The organism is Streptomyces sp. NPDC058257, assembly GCF_042881845.1.
In the GTDB taxonomy this organism is placed as follows: domain Bacteria; phylum Actinomycetota; class Actinomycetes; order Streptomycetales; family Streptomycetaceae; genus Streptomyces.
The window spans coordinates 1048465-1068740 of sequence record NZ_JBHVXJ010000001.1 but is presented as its reverse complement, the minus strand read 5'-3'; the positions used below and the strand labels follow the sequence as shown (position 1 = coordinate 1068740).

The 20276-nt window shown below is 70.7% G+C and carries 14 protein-coding genes; 9 read left to right on the top strand and 5 right to left on the bottom strand.

Annotated elements, in window-relative coordinates; all coding sequences use genetic code 11:
- The first annotated feature begins 205 nt into the window (after positions 1 to 205).
- From dxs to ACFVXC_RS04625, 3 genes are all read left to right on the top strand, one after another.
- Positions 206 to 2140, top strand: a complete 1935-nt coding sequence (gene dxs / locus ACFVXC_RS04635) for a 1-deoxy-D-xylulose-5-phosphate synthase (RefSeq protein ID WP_389901355.1) — start codon at positions 206 to 208, stop codon at positions 2138 to 2140.
- 192 nt (positions 2141 to 2332) lie between these two features.
- Positions 2333 to 3826, top strand: coding sequence for an amino acid permease (locus ACFVXC_RS04630; RefSeq protein ID WP_389901354.1), 1494 nt, complete (start codon positions 2333 to 2335; stop codon positions 3824 to 3826).
- 94 nt (positions 3827 to 3920) lie between these two features.
- Positions 3921 to 5417 (top strand): ArnT family glycosyltransferase, encoded by a 1497-nt coding sequence (locus tag ACFVXC_RS04625; protein ID WP_389901352.1) that lies wholly within the window; start codon positions 3921 to 3923, stop codon positions 5415 to 5417.
- A gap of 29 nt (positions 5418 to 5446) precedes the next feature.
- Here the strand turns inward: ACFVXC_RS04625 and ACFVXC_RS04620 are convergent, their stop codons facing one another.
- A complete protein-coding gene (locus tag ACFVXC_RS04620) occupies positions 5447 to 6421 on the bottom strand; it encodes a hypothetical protein (RefSeq protein WP_389901351.1) in 975 nt (324 codons plus the stop codon).
- A 47-nt stretch (positions 6422 to 6468) separates the two neighbouring features.
- Here ACFVXC_RS04620 and ACFVXC_RS04615 point away from each other — a divergent pair, with 47 nt between their 5' ends.
- From ACFVXC_RS04615 to ACFVXC_RS04595, 5 genes are all read left to right on the top strand, one after another.
- Positions 6469 to 7677 (top strand): CapA family protein, encoded by a 1209-nt coding sequence (locus tag ACFVXC_RS04615; protein WP_389901349.1) that lies wholly within the window; start codon positions 6469 to 6471, stop codon positions 7675 to 7677.
- Positions 7678 to 7979: 302 nt separating this feature from the next.
- Positions 7980 to 10220, top strand: coding sequence for a HAMP domain-containing protein (locus ACFVXC_RS04610; protein ID WP_389901583.1), 2241 nt, complete (start codon positions 7980 to 7982; stop codon positions 10218 to 10220).
- Between the two features lie 5 nt (positions 10221 to 10225).
- Positions 10226 to 11815 carry a poly-gamma-glutamate synthase PgsB gene (gene pgsB, locus ACFVXC_RS04605; RefSeq protein WP_389901347.1) on the top strand — a complete coding sequence of 530 codons (1590 nt, stop codon included), beginning with the start codon at positions 10226 to 10228 and terminating at the stop codon, positions 11813 to 11815.
- Positions 11812 to 12294 carry a poly-gamma-glutamate biosynthesis protein PgsC/CapC gene (locus ACFVXC_RS04600; protein ID WP_389901345.1) on the top strand — a complete coding sequence of 161 codons (483 nt, stop codon included), beginning with the start codon at positions 11812 to 11814 and terminating at the stop codon, positions 12292 to 12294. Before pgsB ends, ACFVXC_RS04600 begins: the two co-directional genes overlap by 4 nt.
- Positions 12295 to 12310: 16 nt before the next feature.
- Entirely contained in the window at positions 12311 to 13387 is a 1077-nt protein-coding gene (locus ACFVXC_RS04595; RefSeq protein WP_389901344.1) for a C40 family peptidase, read from the top strand.
- Positions 13388 to 13409: 22 nt separating this feature from the next.
- Here ACFVXC_RS04595 and ACFVXC_RS04590 read toward each other — a convergent pair whose 3' ends face one another.
- Complete coding sequence (locus ACFVXC_RS04590; protein WP_389901342.1) at positions 13410 to 13778, bottom strand: NTP pyrophosphohydrolase; 369 nt, start codon at positions 13776 to 13778, stop codon at positions 13410 to 13412.
- Between the two features lie 98 nt (positions 13779 to 13876).
- Between ACFVXC_RS04590 and ACFVXC_RS04585 the strand changes: the two genes are divergently transcribed.
- The gene (locus ACFVXC_RS04585; protein WP_389901341.1) at positions 13877 to 14932 is read left to right on the top strand and encodes a hypothetical protein; all 1056 of its coding nucleotides are present in this window, start codon (positions 13877 to 13879) and stop codon (positions 14930 to 14932) included.
- Between the two features lie 87 nt (positions 14933 to 15019).
- Here ACFVXC_RS04585 and ACFVXC_RS04580 read toward each other — a convergent pair whose 3' ends face one another.
- The 3 genes from ACFVXC_RS04580 to ACFVXC_RS04570 form a co-directional block, all read right to left on the bottom strand.
- Positions 15020 to 17161 (bottom strand): 3-hydroxyacyl-CoA dehydrogenase NAD-binding domain-containing protein, encoded by a 2142-nt coding sequence (locus ACFVXC_RS04580; RefSeq protein WP_389901339.1) that lies wholly within the window; start codon positions 17159 to 17161, stop codon positions 15020 to 15022.
- Positions 17158 to 18384, bottom strand: a complete 1227-nt coding sequence (locus tag ACFVXC_RS04575; protein ID WP_389901338.1) for a thiolase family protein — start codon at positions 18382 to 18384, stop codon at positions 17158 to 17160. The genes ACFVXC_RS04580 and ACFVXC_RS04575 overlap by 4 nt, the downstream gene beginning before the upstream one ends.
- Before the next feature lie 592 nt (positions 18385 to 18976).
- Positions 18977 to 20248, bottom strand: a complete 1272-nt coding sequence (locus tag ACFVXC_RS04570; protein WP_389901336.1) for an HRDC domain-containing protein — start codon at positions 20246 to 20248, stop codon at positions 18977 to 18979.
- Between the last annotated feature and the right edge of the window lie 28 nt (positions 20249 to 20276).

Below are 20276 nucleotides of genomic sequence, written 5' to 3'. Positions count from 1 at the left end.
AGAACCCAGAGCAGAGCTGCCCGGTACCGCAATGGCGCGGTGCCGGGCAGCTCTCTGTGCGCCTGCGGGGCGGCGCCGGCGTACCGCCGATCGCGTGACGCGCAACTCACGGCCCAGGCGCCGTCGTCAACGACGGAACATTAGACTCAACAGGCCCGGCAACATCCGGTCAACGCTCGAACAGCTCTACTGCAAGGAGGCACGGGTGCCGCTGCTGACCCGCATCAGGGGACCGCGCGATCTGGACCGGCTCAGCCCCGAGGAGCTGAACCAGCTGGCCGGCGAGATCCGCGCCTTCCTCGTCGACGCAGTCTCCAAGACAGGCGGCCACCTCGGCCCCAACCTCGGTGTGGTCGAGCTCACGATCGCCATGCACCGCGTCTTCGAGTCCCCGCAGGACAAGGTGCTCTTCGACACCGGCCACCAGAGCTACGTGCACAAGCTGCTCACCGGCCGCCAGGACTTCGCCAAGCTGCGCACCAAGGGCGGCATGTCCGGCTACCCCTCGCGCGCCGAGTCCGACCACGACGTGATCGAGAACTCGCACGCCTCGACGGTCCTGGGCTGGGCCGACGGCCTCGCCAAGGCCAACGAGGTGCGGGGCAAGGACGACCACGTGGTCGCCGTCATCGGTGACGGCGCGCTCACCGGCGGTATGGCCTGGGAGGCCCTGAACAACATCGCCGCCGCCAAGGACCGCCCCCTGGTGATCGTCGTCAACGACAACGAGCGTTCGTACGCCCCGACCATCGGCGGCCTCGCGAACCACCTGGCGACCCTGCGCACCACCGACGGCTACGAGCGCTTCCTGGCCCGCGGCAAGGACTTCCTGGAGCGCACCCCGGTCGTCGGCAAGCCCCTCTACGAGACGCTGCACGGTGCGAAGAAGGGCCTCAAGGACTTCATCGCCCCGCAGGGCATGTTCGAGGACCTCGGCCTGAAGTACGTCGGCCCGATCGACGGCCACGACATCGAGGCCCTGGAGTCCGCCCTGACGCGCGCCAAGCGCTTCGGCGGCCCGGTCATCGTGCACTGCATCACGGAGAAGGGCCGCGGCTACAAGCCCGCCCTGGAGGACGAGGCCGACCACTTCCACGCCGTCGGCGTCATCCACCCCGACACGGGCCTGCCCATCGCCGCGTCCGGCATGGACTGGACGTCCGTCTTCGGCGAGGAGATGGTCAAGCTCGGCCGGGAGCGCGAGGACGTCGTCGCGATCACCGCCGCCATGCTGCAGCCGGTCGGTCTGAAGAAGTTCGCCGAGGAGTTCCCCGACCGGGTCTACGACGTCGGCATCGCCGAGCAGCACGCGGCCACATCGGCGGCGGGCCTAGCCACCGGCGGTCTGCACCCCGTCTTCGCCGTGTACGCGACCTTCCTCAACCGCGCCTTCGACCAGCTCCTGATGGACGTGGCCCTGCACAAGTGCGGCGTCACCTTCGTCCTGGACCGGGCGGGCGTCACCGGCACGGACGGCGCATCGCACAACGGCATGTGGGACATGTCGATCCTGCAGTGCGTGCCCACCCTGCGCATCGCCGCCCCGCGCGACGCCGACCAGGTCCGCCTCCAGCTGCGCGAGGCCGTCGAGGTCGACGACGCCCCGACCGTCGTCCGCTACTCCAAGGGCGCGGTCGGCCCGGCGGTCAAGGCCGTCGGCAAGGTCGGCGGCATGGACGTCCTGCGCGAGGCGGGCACCGACCGCCCCGACGTCCTCCTGGTCTCCGTGGGCGCCCTCGCGCCGATGTGCCTGGAGATCGCGGGCCTCCTGGACAAGCAGGGGATCACGACGACCGTCGTCGACCCCCGCTGGGTCAAGCCCGTCGACGAGGCGCTCGCACCGCTCGCCGAGCAGCACCGCGTGGTCGTCACCGTCGAGGACAACTCCCGCGCGGGTGGTGTCGGTTCGGCCATTTCCCAGGCGCTGCGCGACGCGGGCGTCGACGTGCCGCTGCGTGACTTCGGCATCCCGCCGCGCTTCCTGGACCACGCGTCGCGCAAGGAGGTGATGGCGGAGATCGGTCTGACGGCCCCGGACATCTCCCGCCAGGTCACCGGCCTGGTCGCCAAGCTGGACGGGCGCTTCGAACGCACGGCCGCCGTGGACTCCGTCGAGGCGGGGGAGCCCGCGCGCGACTGAGTCAACCCGCACCGCCGATGGGCCGGTTCCAGCACCCTGTACGGGTGGTGGAACCGGCCCATTCGCGTGAATGGGCCCGTGCCGGGGCATACGGGGTAGTCGGCCTCTCGATCATGTCGAGGACGAGAAGCGACGACAAGCGTCGACAAGCGACGACCAGCGCGTGGGACGACAATCGTGGGAGGTACGCCCGTGAGCAGCACCCTCTTCAGGACGAAGAGTGTCGAGCAGTCCATCAGGGACACGGAGGAGCCGGAGCACGCGCTCAAGAAGTCGCTGTCCGCCCTCGATCTCACGGTCTTCGGCGTCGGCGTCATCATCGGCACCGGCATCTTCGTACTGACCGGAAAGATCGCCAAGGAGACGGCGGGGCCCTCGGTCGCCCTCGCCTTCGTCGTCGCGGGACTCGTCTGCGGCCTCGCGGCGCTCTGTTACGCCGAGTTCGCGTCGACCGTGCCGGTGGCGGGATCGGCGTACACCTTCTCCTACGCGTCGCTGGGGGAGCTGCCGGCCTGGATCATCGGCTGGGACCTCATCCTGGAGCTCGCGCTGGGCTGCGCTGTGGTCGCCGTCGGCTGGTCGGGCTACATGCGCTCGCTCCTCGACACGGCGGGCCTGCACATGCCGCAGGCGCTGAGCGGCACGCACGAGGGGAAATTCGGCTTCGACCTGCTCGCCTGTGTCCTGGTGCTCGTCCTGACCGGCATCCTGGTCATCGGGATGAAGCTGTCCTCGCGGGTCACGAACGTCATCGTCGCCATCAAGGTGACGGTGGTGCTCCTGGTCGTCATCGTCGGCGCCCTGTTCATCACCGGCTCCAACTACGACCCGTTCATCCCGCCGTCCCAGGCCGCCGAGGGCGGCAGCGGCATCGCCGCGCCGCTCGTCCAGCTGATGTTCGGCTTCACGCCCTCGCACTTCGGCGTGATGGGCATCTTCACCGCGGCGGCCGTGGTCTTCTTCGCGTTCATCGGCTTCGACGTCGTCGCGACGGCGGCGGAGGAGACGCGCAACCCGCAGCGGGACGTGCCGCGCGGCATCTTCGGCTCGCTCATCATCTGCACGATCCTGTACGTCGCCGTCTCCGTCGTCGTCACAGGGATGCAGAAGTACACCGACCTCTCCACGGACGCGCCGCTCGCGGACGCCTTCAAGGCCGTCGGACACCCCTTCTGGGCGGGCCTGATCAGCTTCGGCGCGGCGGTCGGCCTGACCTCGGTCTGCATGATCCTGCTGCTCGGCCAGGCCCGCGTCTTCTTCGCGATGAGCCGTGACGGACTGCTGCCCCAGACCTTCTCCAAGGTCCACCCGAAGTTCGGCACCCCTTACCGTTCGACGCTCCTGCTCGGCGGGATCGTCGCGATCGTCGCGGGCTTCACCTCCATCGACGAGCTGGCCGAACTGGTCAACATCGGGACGCTGTTCGCCTTCGTGGTGGTCGCGATCGGCGTCGTCCTGCTGCGCAAGCAGCGCCCCGACCTGCCGCGCGCCTTCCGCACTCCGCTGGTGCCGTTCATCCCCGTCGTGTCGGTGCTCGCCTCGCTGTGGCTGATGCTGAACCTGCCCGCCGAGACCTGGCTGCGGTTCGCCGTCTGGATGGTCATCGGCGTGGTGATCTACTTCGTGTACGGCCGCTCGCACAGCCGTCTGCACCAGCGCGAAGCGCAGGCTGACGACGCACGGTAGTCACCACTCCTCGCCAGTTCCTTCGCACCTCTTCACTCCCGGCCCCGTATGTCCCGTTCCGATGGGGACTGCGGGGCCGGATAGCGTGCGTCGCATGCCCGTCGCATCCACCACACCGCTACGCTCCGTACGCGCCCTTCCGGGGCCGGGTCCGCTCGTGGAGCACGTTCCCGGCGGCGGGGGCACCTACTGGGCGCGCCTGCTCCCGCTGCTCGCCGCCCTGGCGTGCGTGACCCGGCTGCCCTCCTTCCGGGGGCCGCTGTGGAGCCCGGACGAGGGCTATCTCGCCGTGCAGGCGCGGATATTGGCGCACGGTGGCGAGCTCTACGAGACGGTCGTCGACCGCAAGCCGCCCCTCGTCCCCTGGCTCTACGAGGGGTCCTTCGCCCTCTTCGGCGACTCCTCGCTCCTGCCGCTGAAGGTGCTCGCCGTCACCGCGCAGCTCCTGACGGCGGCGCTCCTTGCCTCGCTGGCCCGGCGGCGCTGGGGGGACGGCGCGGGGCGTACGGCGGGTGTGGTGCACCTGCTGATCTCGATCGGCCTGAACCCGCAGGACGCCCAGGCGGCCACCTTCGAGATCTTCATGCTGCCGTGCACGGCGGCCGCCATGTGGTGCGCGGACCGCCGCCGATGGGGCGCCGCGGGGGTGGCGGTGGCCTGCGCGCTGCTGGCCAAGCAGACCGGGGGAGCGGTGCTTCTGCCGGTGGCCTGGCTGCTGTGGCGGGAGGGAGCGCCCCGGCCGTCCGTGGCCCGCCTGGCGGCAGGCCTGTGTGCTCCCCTGCTCGCCGCGGCAGCCCTGACGACCCCTTCGGGCCTCGTGTTCTGGACGGTGACGGGTTCGGGCGCGTACGCCTCCTTCACCGGCTCCGAACTCCACGTACTGGGGCGGGGGTTGGTGAACACCTTGCTCCTCGCGGGGGTGTGCGCGGGGATCGTCCCGGCGGTCGTGCGCGTCCTGCGCGTCGCCCGTACGGGGGCGCCGGAGCTGTGGCTGTGGCTCGCGTCCTCGGCGGCGGCGGTACTGCTCGGCTTCCACTTCTTCGGCCACTACTACCTGCAACTCATGCCGCCGCTCGCCTTGCTCGGCACGGCGGCGTTGCAGATCCTGCCGCGTGAACGGACGGTTAGGGCGATCGTCGCCACGGGGTGCTCGTGCGCGGTGTTCCTGGCCTGGGGCTTCCTGGCACCCCGCCCCGACCTCGCGCACGCGAAACGGCTCGCGGAGGTGATTGGGTCCCATGCCGCCGGGCCCGAGGACAAGGTGCTGGTGTGGGGCATACACCCGGAGACGTACTGGCTCGCCGACCGCGCCCCCGCGAGCCGCTACCTCACGGCCGGGCTGCTCACCAACTACAGCGGGGGCCGCAACGGCCCTCAGGTGGGGGAGAAGTACGCGGTCGAGGGCACCTGGCCCGTCTTCCGCGAAGAGCTGCGCCGCCACCCGCCGAAGCTCGTGGTCGACGACTCCCGGGGCAAACCGTACGGCCCGGACCGGGTGCCGTCACTGCGGCGGATCCTCACGGAGGGCTACCGTCCGGTGCTGCGGGTCGAGGGGGCGGTGGTGTACGCCCGCGCGGGCCGGGGGCGGTGAGGATTGGCCGCGGCCGGTGAGCGCGGCGGTCAACCGTCGTGCCGCCAACTGCGCGTGACGTCCACCAGCGCCTCGACCGTCTCCCGCGAGCGGTCGCGGTCCTCGCGGATGCGGGCGCCGAACTCGACGTGCAGGAAGGGCACATCGTGCGCCGCCGCCGTCCGCCCCTGCGCATTGGTGCGGCCCGCGAGCGGGCACGACCTGGCCCAGGCCCGGCAGACGTCGTAGCCCCGCTCCCGCAGCGCGTCAGCGAGGTCGCGGCCCTCAGCGACGGCCTCCCTGCCCCGGCCCGTGGAGGCGACGACATCGTGCTTCGGCGCGGAGTCGTCATCCATCCCGTGCAGCTGCACACCGGGGAGCCCACGGCGTACGAGTTCGGCGCAAATGGCGTGAAAGACGCTGTCCCTGCGGTGCGCCACATCCGCCGCGTCACCGCGCCCGGCTTTGCGATGTGCTCCCGCGACGACCAGCACGCCACCGGGGGAGCGGCTCAGGAGCTCCGCGCCGAGCCGTTCCGTGTACCGGTCGGCGACGGGGTGCGGGATCTGGACCGACCAGCGGACTGGCGATTCGAGGTCGATGTAGACCCGCCCCCAGCCGCGCGGTGCCGCGCCGCCCTCGGAGCGGTCGGCGACCTCGGCGAACCGTCGGCCGCTCGCCCTGTCGGTGACCGTGCGCACCGCGAAGTCCACGTCGCCCAGGCGGCGCTCGGCCTCCGTGCGCTTGTGGTCGAGGAGCAGCGCGACGCCCGCGGCCACCGCGCGCCGGTCCTCGCGCGTGGGGTGGCGGTATCCGCTGTCCTCGTGGAAGCCGGAGGTGTAGTCGGTGATCAGCCGTGCCAGGCCGGGGCGGCCGGAGGGCTTGTGGCCCTTGTCCGAGGGGCCCGGGGCGTCCGACGTGTCCGAGGGGGCCGACGTGTCCGAGGGGGCCGAGTCGCACTGTACGAGGCTGAGGGCGACCGCCGTCACGGCGGCGACGACCCCGAGCCTCTTTGCGATCGTCATCGGTCGGGTGCGGGAGTACTTCATGGTTGTATAAAGATATCCCTGTGATGACACGTCCCTCCCGCAGGCATTTTGTGACCTGTGCGGCCTCCGCGTTCCTGCTCGCCGGCACCGCCACCGCCTGCGGCCCCTTCGGCGACGACGGCAAGCCCGCCGCCGACGGCGGCCCCTCGTTCACCGTCGCCGCGGCGGGCGACATCCTGATCCACCCGCAACTGACCGATCAGGCGCGCAAGGACGCCAAGGCCACGGGCAAGGGCGAGAAGGGCATCGACTTCGGGCCGATGATGGCCGGGATCAAACCCGTCATCAGCAAGGCCGACCTCGGCATCTGCCACTTCGAGCCGGTGGTGGGCAAACCGGGCGGCCCCTTCCAGAGCTACCCCGATTTCCTCGTGCCGCCGCAGATCGCCACGGCGGTCAAGGACGTCGGCTACGACCAGTGCTCGACCGCGTCCAACCACACGCTCGACCACGGCCCCGCCGGAGTCACCCGCACCCTGAACACGCTCGACAAGGCGGGCCTGAGGCACACGGGATCGGCGCGCAGCGCGGCGGAAGCGGGCAAACCGCTCATCACCGAGGTGAAGGGCGTCAAGGTCGCGCAGATAGCCTTCGCGTTCGGGTTCAACGGCCGCGAGGTCCCCAAGGACAAGCCGTGGATCGTGAACCAGAACAAGTTCGACGCGATCGCCGCCGCCGAGAAGAAGGCGCGCGCGGCGGGCGCCGACGTCGTGATCCTCAGCATCCACTGGGGGCGTGAGAACCAGCCCAACGCCAGCTCTTCGCAGCTCAAGCTGGCCCGCAGGATCGCCCGTGAGACCGGCGTGAACCTCGTCATCGGCCACCACGCGCACGTCGTCCAGCCGATGGAGAAGGTCGACGGCACCTGGGTCGCGTACGGACTCGGCAACCAGATCGCCCGGCACGACGTGCCGAACGGACTGACCGAAGAGGGCGCCATCGGCTGGTTCGAGTTCGTCAAGCGAGGTGGGAAGTGGGACGTCGACGCCAAGTACGTGCCGACGTTCGTGGACATCCCGCCGGACCCGGACGAGGCGGGCGCCCTGCCCAAGGACGCGGTCCAGGACCACCGGCTCCTGGACCTGGCCGCCACCCTGCGGGACGGCGACGGCCTCAGCGAGGAGCAGCGCTCCCGCTACCGCCTCGCCTTCGAGCGCACCCAGGGCACGCTCCTGAACCGGGGCGCGAGCAAGGACGGCCTTGAGCCGCTGGAGGCCCTGCCGGGCAGCTGACGCGAGCTGCTGCGCCGGGGGCTCCACCGTGACCTCGGCCGTGACCTCCGCCTGCATCGGCTGACGGAGGAGTGGTGCGTCTCCTGACGTAAGGGTTGTCGGGCGATCGGCGCGAGCTAGCTCACATTTCCCATATCTCGTACATCCCTTCGGGTGTCTCGTAAGTCCAAGCACTCCGGAACGCATCACTCTGCGCTCATGTGTTCCCCCGTCACCCGCGTCCCCGCGTCACTCCAGGAGAGGAGCCTCCCTTGGCCGCTTCGCGTTCGAAGCGGCGGCACAAGGTCCGCCGAAGAACCGACATGTCCCTGTTGGGTGGTATACGTCCCCCCATCGCCGTGCTGTCGGTCCTGCTCCTCGCCCTCGCGGGCATCACCGCCCTGACCCTCGGCCGCGCCGGCCAGGAAGCCGTACCCAAAGCGATCAAGTCGTCTCAGCAGCACTTCGCCGAGGACGGCGCCATCGCACTGCGCGCCTCCATCGACGAGTCCGTCACCGACCTGACCCGGACCGCCGAGCTCTTCAGCGCGGGCGACCCGGTGCCCGCCGACGCCGTCCTCGACAAGATCGGCAGCGTCTACCAGAAGTGGATGGGCACCGCGGTCGTCGAGATCTCATCGGGCAAGCTGCTCGCCGCCCGCGGTGAGAACCTGCCGCTGACCGCCATCGACCGCGGCAAGCTCGCGGACGACGACGGTCTCGCCCCGCGCATGGTGCGCCTGGAGAACGGCGAGACGCGCCTGCTCTCCTTCGCCCTGCTCACCTGGAAGGGACAGCCGCAGCAGCTCCTCGTCGCCTCGGGCAGCCTGCGCTTCCCCGGCATCAGCCTCGGCAAGTTCCGCTCCATCGCCGTCGTCGGCCAGGACGGCAAGGTGCTCAGCACCGACGGCATCCCCGAGCCCGAGCAGGTCCTCACCGATCTGCAGCGCGACGAGGTCAAGCAGTCCAACAAGCAGCTCACGTCCTTCGCCGCGACCGCGGCCAAGAAGACCCGCGCGCACCCGATCAAGTCGAAGGAGCCCGGCTCCGGCGGCTTCCTCGGCGTCAGCGGCCACCTCACCGGCGAGCGCTACCTCGGTGAGCGCGCCATCGGCGGTTACGCGAGCCTCGCCGGGCCCGAGGCGGGGGAGGCCACCGTGGCCACCCGGCTCGGCCTGAGCGTCGTCGCGATGGTCCCCGTAGCCGAGGACCCGACGGCCACCAGCAGTTCGGCCTTCGGCCTCTTCGCCGCGGCCGCCCTGCTGCTCATCGGCGGAGTCACCGTCTTCCTGCTCCTGCGGACCGTGCAGCGCCCGCTGATCCAGCTGTTCCTCGAAGGCCGCAGGCTGACCCGGGGCGACCTCGAACGGCCGGTCTCCGTACCGCGCCGCGGCGAGGCCGCCCGCATCGGCGCCGCCCTCGAACGGCTGCGCCGCCAGCTGCTCGGCGCTCCCGTCGACACGAATCCGGAGTCCGCCCGCCGCCGCAGGTTCGGCAGCCGCACCCTGATCGGGGTCTGCGCGGTCCTCCTGCTCGCGTGGTCCGCGCCGCTGATGCTGATGCTCAACCGCGCGGGCGATACCGTCGTCGTACCCCAGCAGATGGTCAACGACCAGCGGGAACGCACCGACACCCTCACCGACCGGGTCCGCCGCGCCCTCAATGAAGGCCACGCCGACCTCACATCGGTCGCCTCCCTCATGGGCGACCGCACCGAGGCCTCCGACATGGCCAAGGTCCTTGAGAGCACCCTGAACCAGCACGGCCGCTACCAGTCCCTCTACGTGCTCGACGCGCGGGGCGAGGTCCTGGCGAAGGCGGGCGACGACCCGCGCAGCCCGTCCGGCAAGGGGCCCTCGAACGAGGCCATCCGGGTCGTCGACGAGGGCGGCAAGGAGCCGGTCATCTTCGGTACGGCCGAGGTGCCGGGCCGCGAAGGAGCCGCCGTGGTCGGCGAGTTCCGTATCGAGTTCCTCAACTCGCTGCTCAAGCGCCCCGGCCTCGGTGAGGTCCGCGTGGTCGACGAGAAGCGCAAGGTGATCGGCGCCAACACCGGCTACCGCGAGTTCGAGAGCCTGCCCAACGGACGGCTCGACGCGCTCGCGGAGGGCACCGGGCAGAAGGTGGGCCTCAGCCCGCGCCCCAGCGGCGTCCTCTACCGCGGCGGTGGCGACGGGATCGAGATCGCGGCCGCGGCGCCCTTCGCGGGCGGCGGCGCCGCCGGTTCGCTGCGCTGGACCGTGCTCAGCTGGCAGCCCGCGTCGAGCCTGGCCATCCCCGAGTACAGCCTGCAGAACCGCACCGTCCTCGCCGGCCTCCTCGGCATCACCGCCGCGGCCGCCTGCCTCGGCTGGCTGCACATCGTCGTCGTACGGCCGCTGCGGCACCTCGCCGACCAGGCCGAGGCGCTCGCCGACGGGGACCGCCGCACCGTCCTCTACCCGCGCCACCACGACGAGGTCGGCGCCGTCACCCGCAGCCTGGAACTCCTGCGGCAGCAACTGCCGACGGGCACACAGCGCAAGCGGGACGGCGCCACGGCCGACCTCGCCGGAAGGAACTGAACCCCGTGCTCTTCCTCTACACCGTGCTCGTGGTGTGCGGCGCCATCCTGTTGGTGGCCGGAGTCGTCGAACAGCGGCGGCACTTCACCAACCTGGAGCACATTCCGTCGCGGGTCCTCGTCAACGGCATCCGCGGCAAGTCCTCCATCACCCGCCTCTGCGCGGGCGCCCTGCGGGGCGGCGGGCTCAACACGGTCGCCAAGACCACCGGTACCGCGGCCCGGTTCATCCACCCGGACGCCACCGAGGAGCCCGTCTACCGCAAGTTCGGCATCGCCAACGTCGTCGAGCAGATCGGCATCGTGCGGCGGGCCGCCGCGTACAACCCGGACGCCCTGGTCATCGAGTGCATGGCCGTCATGCCCGCGCTCCAGGAGATCAACCAGTCCAAGCTGATCCGCTCCACGATCGGCGTGCTCTGCAACGTCCGTGAGGACCACCTCGCCGAGATGGGTCCGACCCTCGACGATGTGGCGCGCTCCCTCTCGCGCTCCATGCCGGAGGGCGGGATCTGCGTCACCGCCGAGCAGGATCGTTTCGACATCCTCAAGGAAGAGGCGGACGCGCGGAACTGTGAGCTGATCTACGCCGATCCCCGGACGGTGAGCGACGACGAGCTGCGCGGCTTCAGCTGGTTCACCTTCAAGGAGAACGTGGCGATCGCGCTGAAGGTCGCCGAGCTCCTCGGCGTCGGTCGCGAGGTGGCGCTCCAGGGCATGTACGACGCTCCGCCGGACCCCGGTGTCCTGTCGGTCGAGCGGTATGCCACCGAGGACGGCAAGAAGGTGCGCTTCGCCAACGTCTTCGCGGCCAACGACCCCGAGTCGACGCTGATGAACATCAACCAGCTGCTCGACCTCGGCGCCATCCACCGCCCGCTGCACGTGGTCGTCAACTGCCGTCCCGACCGTGTCGAGCGCAACGGCCAGATGGGCGAGATCATCCCCGACCTCCAGCCGGAGAAGGTCTTCGTCATCGGCCACCCCGCCAAGTCCGCCATCGACGCGATCCCCGCCGAGTGGCGCGGGCGCGCCGTGGACCTCGGCGGCGACCGGCGCGACCCCGAGGAGTTCATGGCCGAGATGCTCGCGCAGCTCGGCGCCGATTCCTCGCTCGTGGCGATCGGCAACATCCACGGCCAGGGCGAGCTGCTCCTGGAGCGCCTCGCGGAACTGCCGCCGGACGAGAGCGAGGAGGAGGCTCCCGAGGAGCCCGCCCCGTTCTACGAGCCGCACGTCGATCCGTACCAGCACTATCCGGAGGCGTACGAGTCGCGGTACTCCACGGCCCAGCTCCAGCAGGTCCAGCTGCCGCAGGTCCCGCAGGCGCAGGTCCCGCAGGTCCCGCAGGTCCCGCAGGTCCCGCAGGTCCCGCAGGTCCACGTTCCCGTGCAGCGCACTCCGGACCAGCGGTACGAGGCTCACGCGCCGCACGCGCCGTACACACCGCACGAGCAGTACCCGCCCCAGGAGCCGCAGCCGCAACCGCGTCCCCAGCCCCCCGCGCCCCGCGGCATGTTCGAGCCGCGGGTGCCGCCCGTACCGCCCGCCCAAGACGACGACCAGCAGTGGCACAGTCCAGGAGAGCCCCGTTGATTCCCTCCGTCCTCACCCCCGAGATCGCCGCGGTCGGTATCGCGCTCGGGCTGCTCTTCTCCCTGGTCTGCTATCTGACGACCAACCTCTCGCCCGGTGGCATGATCACCCCGGGCTGGCTCGCCCTGACCCTCGTCGAGGACCTGCAGCGCGCGGCCATGGTGCTCGGCGTGACCGTGCTGACCTACGTCGGCACCCTGCTGATGCAGAAGTACGTGATCCTTTACGGCAAGCGGCTCTTCGCCGCGGTCGTCCTGCTCGGCGTCACCCTCCAGGCGACCGTGATGATCGTGCTCTCGATCGAGTTCCCGCTCATGTACGCGAACCAGACCCTCGGCTTCATCGTCCCCGGCCTGATCGCCTATCAGCTGGTGCGCCAGCCCAAGGGCCCCACCCTGCTCGCCACGGGCTCGGTGACGCTCATGGCCTACGTCGTCCTCACCGCCGGGATCCTCCTCGGCTTCATGCCGTCCGCCTGATTCCCAGGAGTCATTCATGCCGCCCAAGAAGAAGCGTCCCGTCCTGCACGCGGCGACCGTGCTCGCCCTCCTCGCGGGCAGCGCGTACCTGACCGTGGAACTGCGCAAGGACGAAGAAGCCAAGGCACCCAAGGTGCAGGCCGTCACCGACACCCCCGGCGGCCTGCAGAACAGCAACGGGCAGCCGGGGAGCGGGAAGCAGAAGTGGGAGCGCCTCAAGAACCCCGACCGCTCCGTCCTGCGCACCGAGGGCGGCAAGGTCATCGCCACCTTCACGGACGGCGCCCGCAGCGCGACGCTGACAGGGCCCAGCCGCACCTTCACCGAGCCCGCGAACACCAAGTCCCGCGTCGTGACGAACGACTGGGTGCGCCTGATGCCGGAGAACTGGCGTGAGGGCGCCGAGAAGGAGAAGTGGTTCAAGGACTGGTACAAGGAGTTCTCCGGCAGCGAGGAGGACGACATCTTCGCGATGGCCTTCCAGTACGTGGAGGGCGCACCGGTCAAGAAGGACGACGAGGGCATCGCCTACGCGGGCGACGCCAACTTCGGCCCTCTCAACCCCGACGGCAGCGCGGGCAACGACCTGCGCCTCGAACAGTCGGACTTCTTCGACTACCTCGGCATCCCGTACACGTTCCGCAACGGCACCACCATCCAGCCGGAGAAGGTGCGGTCCCGCTCCATGGACTGCTCCGGCTTCGTCCGCACGGTCTTCGGCTACCGCGCCCGCTACCCCCTGATGTCCAACGACCAGGCGGGCGACGGCCTGCCCCGTACCGCCAACGGCATGGCGCGCGGCAAGGCCGGTACGGACGTCATCAAGCTCAAGGGCGTCGGCTCGGCGGACCGCCCCAAGTCCATCGACGTCGTCCAACCCGGTGACCTGGTCTTCTTCAAGCTGGACGCCCGCACCAAGCAGCGCCTGGACCACGTGGGGATCTTCCTCGGCCATGACGCCGACGGCCACAAGCTCTTCATCTCGAGCCGCGAGGAAGTCAACGGCCCGACGATCGGCGACAAGGGCGGCACATCGCGCCTCGACGGCAACGGCTACTACGCCTCCACCCTGCGGAGCGCGAAGCGCCTCTAGAGCATCCCCCGCCAGACCGGCCCTAGGGGCGAACCGTACGGGGGCCCGCGCACCGGGCCCCCGACCCGGCCACCCTGCCCCGCAGTTCACGGTCGGCCGTGACGACGAGGCAGGGGCGGCCAGCGGCCTCGGCGGCCAGCTCCGCGATGCGGTCGTCGCCGCTGCCGGGCGCGCTCTCGACGCGTACGCCGGGCACGGAATCCACACCCCGCGCCGCGCCCTCGACCACGAGGACGATCTCCAGCGGCCCCGGATATCCCGGCAGGCCCTCTTCCGCGTACCCCACGAGCCCGTCGCGCAGTCGCTCCGCGGCACCGCGGCGATCACGCCACCAGCCGTCGGGTACGGACCCGACGACGTTCGCGGCGTCCACCACGACGAGAGTTCTCATACGGCAAACGTAAACTAACGAGTAGAACGTTGTGCGTACGTGGACGTCGATAGGGACGTGGAAGGTGCCGCCGAGTCATGTCGTCGAGGTCGAGAACCGTGAGCACCGGTGTCCTTGAGAGCGCCCGCTGGCTGCTGCGCGGCCGGGACGGCCGCCTCACCGCGTACACCCGCACCGAGGACGGACTGCTGCGCTGGACGGAGAGCGCGCCCGGCGGCCCGGACTGGAGGGGACCGGAGTTCTTCGAGGTGCCCGACCTGACCTACCTCACCCTGGCACAGGGCGCCGACGGCTACGTGCACTTCCTCGGCCGCCGCGAGAAGCTCGACGCCGAGGGAAAGACGGCCGTCGACATCGTGCACTCGGTCCAGTACCAGTCGGGTCGGCCCCTCATGGACTGGCGGTCCCTGGGCAACCCGCACACCAAGCTCGTCGAGCGCGCGCCGCACCTCGGCGCTCCCGCAGCCGCGGTCGACGCCGCGGGCACGGTCCACGTCTTCGTACGGGACGCGGTGAACAGTGTCCGGATGCGCCGCGAGGGCAAGGGCGGCAAGTGGGAGGGCTGGAAGGACTTCAAGGTCCGCAAGGCCATGGACGGCATCGTCGCCCTCGCCACGTCCGCGGGCCGCGTGGAGGTCCTCGCGCCCGGCGCCGAGGCGACCCTGCGCTGGGCCCAGGAGGAGCGTGGCGGTGAGCTGCTGCGCGCTGACGATGTGCCGCTCGCCCCGGCCCCCGGCTCCGGCACCGCTCTGGAGACCGCCCCCGACCGCCTCACGTACTACGCCGCCGACGTCCAGGGCAGCGGCGTCCTGGCCCACCGCCTCGCGGACGGCGGCCCCGCCCTCCCGCTCGGCGGCGCCCCCGGCACCGAGGCCACGGCGGCCGTGCGGACGACCATAGACGGCCACGACTGCACGGTCCTCGCGCACCGCACGAGCACCGGGCGCCCGGCGATCGCCGCGTTCCCCACCGAGGACGAGGACGCCGGACTGTGGTGGGCCGAGACCGGTGAACCGTGCGTCGGCGCACCGGCGTTGGCCCTCGACGCGCACGGCCGCGTGGTCATCGCGGCCGTCGGCGCCGACGGGACGCTGCGACTCGCCCGCCAGAAGGCGGAGAAGGGGCTCGCCCTGGAGGCGTGGACCACGCTCTGACGCCGCTGGGGGCACGGGAACGACGGCTGGGCCGTACGGGAGCGAATCCCGTACGGCCCAGCCGTGTTGACGTGCCGGGGCGAGGAGTTACGCCGGGACGCTCGCCACGCCCTGCGCGAGGAACCGCTTGGCGTTGACCCGCTCGCTGACACCCTCGCGGTCCAGGTACGGCGTGATGCCGCCCAGGTGGAAGGGCCAGCCCGCACCGGTGATCAGGCAGAGATCGATGTCCTGGGCCTCGGCGACGACACCCTCGTCGAGCATGAGCCCGATCTCCTGCGCCACGGCGTCGAGCACGCGGTCGCGGACCTGCTCCTCGGTCAGGACGACGTCGCCCTGCTTGAGGAGAGCCGCGACCTCGGGGTCGAGCTCCGGCCGGCCGGAGTCGTAGACGTAGAAGCCGCGCTTGCCGGCCTTGACGACCGCCGCGAGGTTCGGGGAGACCGTGAAGCGCTCGGGGAAGGCGCGGTTGAGCGTCTCGGAGACGTGCAGGCCGATGGCGGGGCCGACCAGCTCCAGGAGCACCAGCGGCGACATCGGCAGACCGAGCGGCTCGATGGCCTTCTCGGAGACCTCGACGGGGGTGCCCTCGTCGATGACGTTCTGGATCTCGCCCATGAAGCGGGTGAGGATGCGGTTCACGACGAACGCCGGGGCGTCCTTCACCAGGACCGCGGTCTTCTTCAGCTTCTTGGCGACACCGAAGGCCGTGGCAAGGGAGGCGTCGTCCGTCTGCTCGCCGCGCACGATCTCCAGGAGCGGGAGGATCGCGACGGGGTTGAAGAAGTGGAAGCCGACGACCCGCTCGGGGTGCTTCAGCTTCGACGCCATCTCGGAGACCGAGAGCGAGGAGGTGTTGGTGGCGAGGATGGCGTGCGCCGGGGCGACGGCCTCCACCTCGGCGAACACCTGCTGCTTGACGCCGATCTCCTCGAAGACGGCCTCGATGATGAAGTCGGCGTCGGAGAAGCCCTCGGCCTTGTCCAGGACACCGGAGACCAGGCCCTTGAGGCGGTTCGCCTTGTCCTGGTTGACGCGGCCCTTGAGGAGGAGCTTGTCGATCTCCTCGTGGACGTAGCCGACGCCCTTGTCGACGCGCGCCTGGTCGATGTCGGTCAGGACGACCGGCACTTCGAGGCGGCGCAGGAAGAGCAGCGCCAGCTGCGAGGCCATCAGTCCCGCGCCGACGACGCCGACCTTGGTGACCGGGCGCGCCAGGTTCTTGTCCGGGGCGCCCGCCGGGCGCTTGGCGCGCTTCTGGACGAGGTTGAACGCATAGATGCCGCTGCGCAGTTCGCCGCCCATGATGAGGTCGGCGAGCGCCTTGTCCTCGGCGTCGAAGCCCTGCTGCGGGTCGCCGTCCTTGGCGGCCGCGATGATCTCCAGGGCGCGGTAGGCGGCCGGGGCCGCACCGTGCACCTTGGAGTCCGCGATGCCGCGGCCACGCGCCACAGCGGCGTCCCAGGCCTCGCCGCGGTCGATCTCGGGGCGCTCCACCGTGAGCGAGCCGTTGAGGACGGAGGCCGTCCAGATCAGCGACTGCTCCAGGAAGTCCGCGCCCTCGAAGAGCGCGTCGGCGATGCCGAGCTCGAAGACCTGCTTGCCCTTGAGCTGGCGGTTCTGGTTCAGCGAGTTCTCGATGATGACCGAGACGGCCTTGTCGGCGCCGATCAGGTTCGGGAGCAGCGCGCAGCCGCCCCAGCCCGGTACGAGACCGAGGAAGACCTCGGGCAGCGAGAAGGCGGGGAGCGCCTTGGAGACGGTGCGGTACGAGCAGTGCAGACCGACCTCGACACCGCCGCCCATGGCAGCGCCGTTGTAGTACGCGAACGTCGGCACGGCGAGCCCGGAGAGCCGCTTGAAGACCTCGTGGCCGCCCTTGCCGATGGCGAGCGCGTCTTCGTGGCGCTTCAGGATCTCGACGCCCTTGAGGTCGGCGCCGACGGCGAAGATGAACGGCTTGCCGGTGACACCGACACCGACGATCGTGCCCTCGGCCGCCTCCTTCTCGACCTGGTCGATGGCGGTGTTCAGGTTCGCGAGCGAGCCCGGACCGAAGGTGGTCGGCTTGGTGTGGTCGAAGCCGTTGTCGAGCGTGATGAGCGCGAAGCGCCCGGCGCCCGCGGGCAGGTCGAGGTGGCGTACGTGCGCCTGCGTGACGACCTCGTCCGGGAACAGCTCGGCCGCGCCCTTCAGAAGCTCGGTGGTGGAGCTGGTGGAGCTGCTCACTTGTCGCCTCCGGCGTCCTTGTGGTTCGGGTTCTCCCAGATGACGGTGGCGCCCATGCCGAAGCCGACGCACATCGTCGTCAGGCCGTAGCGGACGTCCGGCTGCTCCTCGAACTGCCGCGCCAGCTGCGTCATCAGACGTACGCCGGAGGAGGCGAGGGGGTGGCCGTACGCGATGGCGCCGCCGTACTGGTTCACGCGTGTGTCGTCGTCCGCGATGCCGTAGTGCTCAAGGAAGGCGAGCACCTGCACGGCGAAGGCCTCATTGATCTCGAAGAGACCGATGTCGGAGATGGAGAGGCCCGCCTGGGCGAGCGCCTTCTCCGTGGCCGGGATGGGCCCGTAGCCCATGACCTCGGGCTCGACACCCGCGAAGGAGTACGAGACCAGGCGCATCTTGACCGGCAGGTCGTGCTCGCGGGCGAAGTCCTCGGAGGCGATGATCGACGCCGTGGCGCCGTCGTTGAGGCCCGCGGCGTTGCCCGCGGTGACGCGGCCGTGCGTACGGAACGGCGTCTTGAGGCCGGCTAGGCTCTCCAGGGTGGTGCCGGGACGCATCGGCTCGTCGGCGGTCGCCAGACCCCAACCGGTCTCGCCGGCTTCCTCGTTCGTCCGTCGTACGGAGACGGGCACCAGGTCCTGCTGGATCTTGCCGTTGGCGTACGCCTTGGCGGCCTTCTCCTGCGAGCGCACGGCGTACTCGTCGGCGCGCTGCTTGGTGATGCCCGGGTAGCGGTCGTGCAGGTTCTCGGCCGTCATGCCCATGAAGAGGGCGGACTCGTCGACGAGCTTCTCGCTCACGAACCGGGGGTTCGGGTCGACGCCCTCACCCATGGGGTGGCGGCCCATGTGCTCGACGCCACCGGCGATGACGGCGTCGTACGCACCGAACGCGATGGAGCCCGCGGTCGCCGTCACGGCGGTCAGCGCGCCCGCACACATGCGGTCGATGGAGTAGCCGGGCACGGACTGGGGCAGGCCCGCCAGGATCCCGGCGGTGCGGCCCAGCGTCAGACCCTGGTCGCCGATCTGCGTGGTCGCGGCGATGGCGACCTCGTCGATCTTGGCGGGGTCGAGGGCCGGGTTGCGGCGGAGCAGCTCCCGGATGGCCTTCACGATCAGGTCATCCGCACGGGTCTCGTGGTAGATGCCCTTCGGGCCCGCCTTGCCGAACGGGGTGCGGACGCCATCTACGAAGACGACGTCCCTGACGGTACGAGGCACGATGGCTCTCCTCCAGGGTGCGGGGCGCCTGGCGGCGCTTTTCCTCGTCCATGCTACTTGCCGGTAACTACGCGGCCAAGGGCTGGCGCGGGGTGCCTCGGCGAGGCGAAGGTCACACTTGGGTGTCGGTGGGGGGTGCGTCGTGGTGGGTGCGGGTTGGTGCGCCTCCGCGGTCCGGTGGGGCGGTCCCCTGTCCCGTCGCTTCGCGCCGGATGTTTCCCGCCCACCCGCCCGAGTGCCCGGCATCCACCGGGGCCGGGTCGGTGTGTTTCTGCGGCCGGGTGGGGCGGTTCCCTGTCCCGTCGCTTCGCGCCGGATGTTTCCCTCCCACCCACCCGAGTGCCCCGCATCCGCCAGGGACCGTAGGGCGCCCCCCCTGGACGGCACCGCAACGCGAACCACCCACCCGCCCCCTCACCTCGAAACGCGGGGTAAACGGGTGGGTGGGTGGGAGACATCCGCCGCGAAGCGGCGGGCCAGTCCGGGACACCCGCGGCGGCGGGCACAGCTGCTCAGGCCCCGGCGGCAGGGCGTCGACCCTGCTGGGGGACAGCCGGTCGGGTCGTGCCGCAAGGCCAGCCCCGCCGGCAGGTCAGTCGGTGGTGAGTGCCGTCACCAAGGCCGGAGTGACCTGGGTGATCTGCCAGCGCCGCGCCCCGTGCGCGGCCAACGCGGCGGAGACGGACTCGGGGTCGACCTGAGCCGGCGGCTCCCAGCAGACGCGGCGCACCGTGTCCGGAGTCATCAAGTTCTCCTGCGGCATGTTCAACTCCTCGGCCAGCGCCGAGACAGCCGCCCGCGCCGCGGAGAGGCGCGCCGCCGCAGCCGGGTCGCGGTCCGCCCAGGACCGGGGCGGCGGAGGCCCGGACACGGTCTGCCCAGGCTGCGGAAGCTCGGAGTCGGGCAGGGCCTTGGCCCGGTCCACCGCGGCCTGCCACTGCTCCAGCTGACGCCGTCCCATGCGGTGTCCGAAGCCGGTGAGACCGGCCAGCGCGTGCACGTTGGGCGGAAGACCCAGTGCCGCCTCCACGATCGCGCCGTCACTGAGCACCTTGCCAGGCGACACGTCCCGCCGCTGGGCCACCTTGTCGCGAGTGGTCCACAGCTCACGTACGACCGCCATCTGGCGACGGCGCCGCACCTTGTGCATGCCGGACGTACGCCGCCAGGGGTCCACGCGGGGCGGCGCCGGCGGTGCGGAGGAGATCGCGTCGAACTCCTCGCGGGCCCACTCCAGCTTGCCCTGCCGGTCCAGCTCCTTCTCCAGCGCGTCCCGCAGGTCCACGAGCAGCTCGACGTCGAGTGCCGCGTACCGCAGCCACGGGTCGGGCAGAGGCCGTGTGGACCAGTCGACCGCCGAGTGGCCCTTCTCCAGGACGAAGCCGAGTACGCCCTCGACCATCGCGCCGAGGCCGACCCGGGGGAAACCGGCGAGGCGCCCCGCCAGTTCCGTGTCGAAGATGCTGGTGGGGATCATGCCTATTTCGCGGAGGCAGGGCAGATCCTGCGTGGCGGCGTGCAGTACCCACTCCGCGCCGGAGATCGCCTCGCCGAGTCCGGAGAGGTCGGGGCACGCCACGGGGTCGATCAAAGTGCTGCCCGCGCCTTCACGGCGCAGCTGCACGAGGTAGGCACGCTGGCCGTACCGATAGCCGGACGCACGTTCGGCGTCCACGGCCACCGGGCCACTGCCCGCCGCGAATGCGGCGATCACTTCGGCGAGCGAAGTTTCGTCGGCGACCACCGGAGGAATTCCATCACGCGGCTCGAGCAAAGGGATCGGCGCCGTTTCGACGTCGTCCGGAGGGCCGCCTCCGGTGGTTCGCAGTGAATTGTCTGCTGCGGTCTCTTGGGCGTCGGTCACCTGTCAAGGGTATCTGTGTATGTACAGC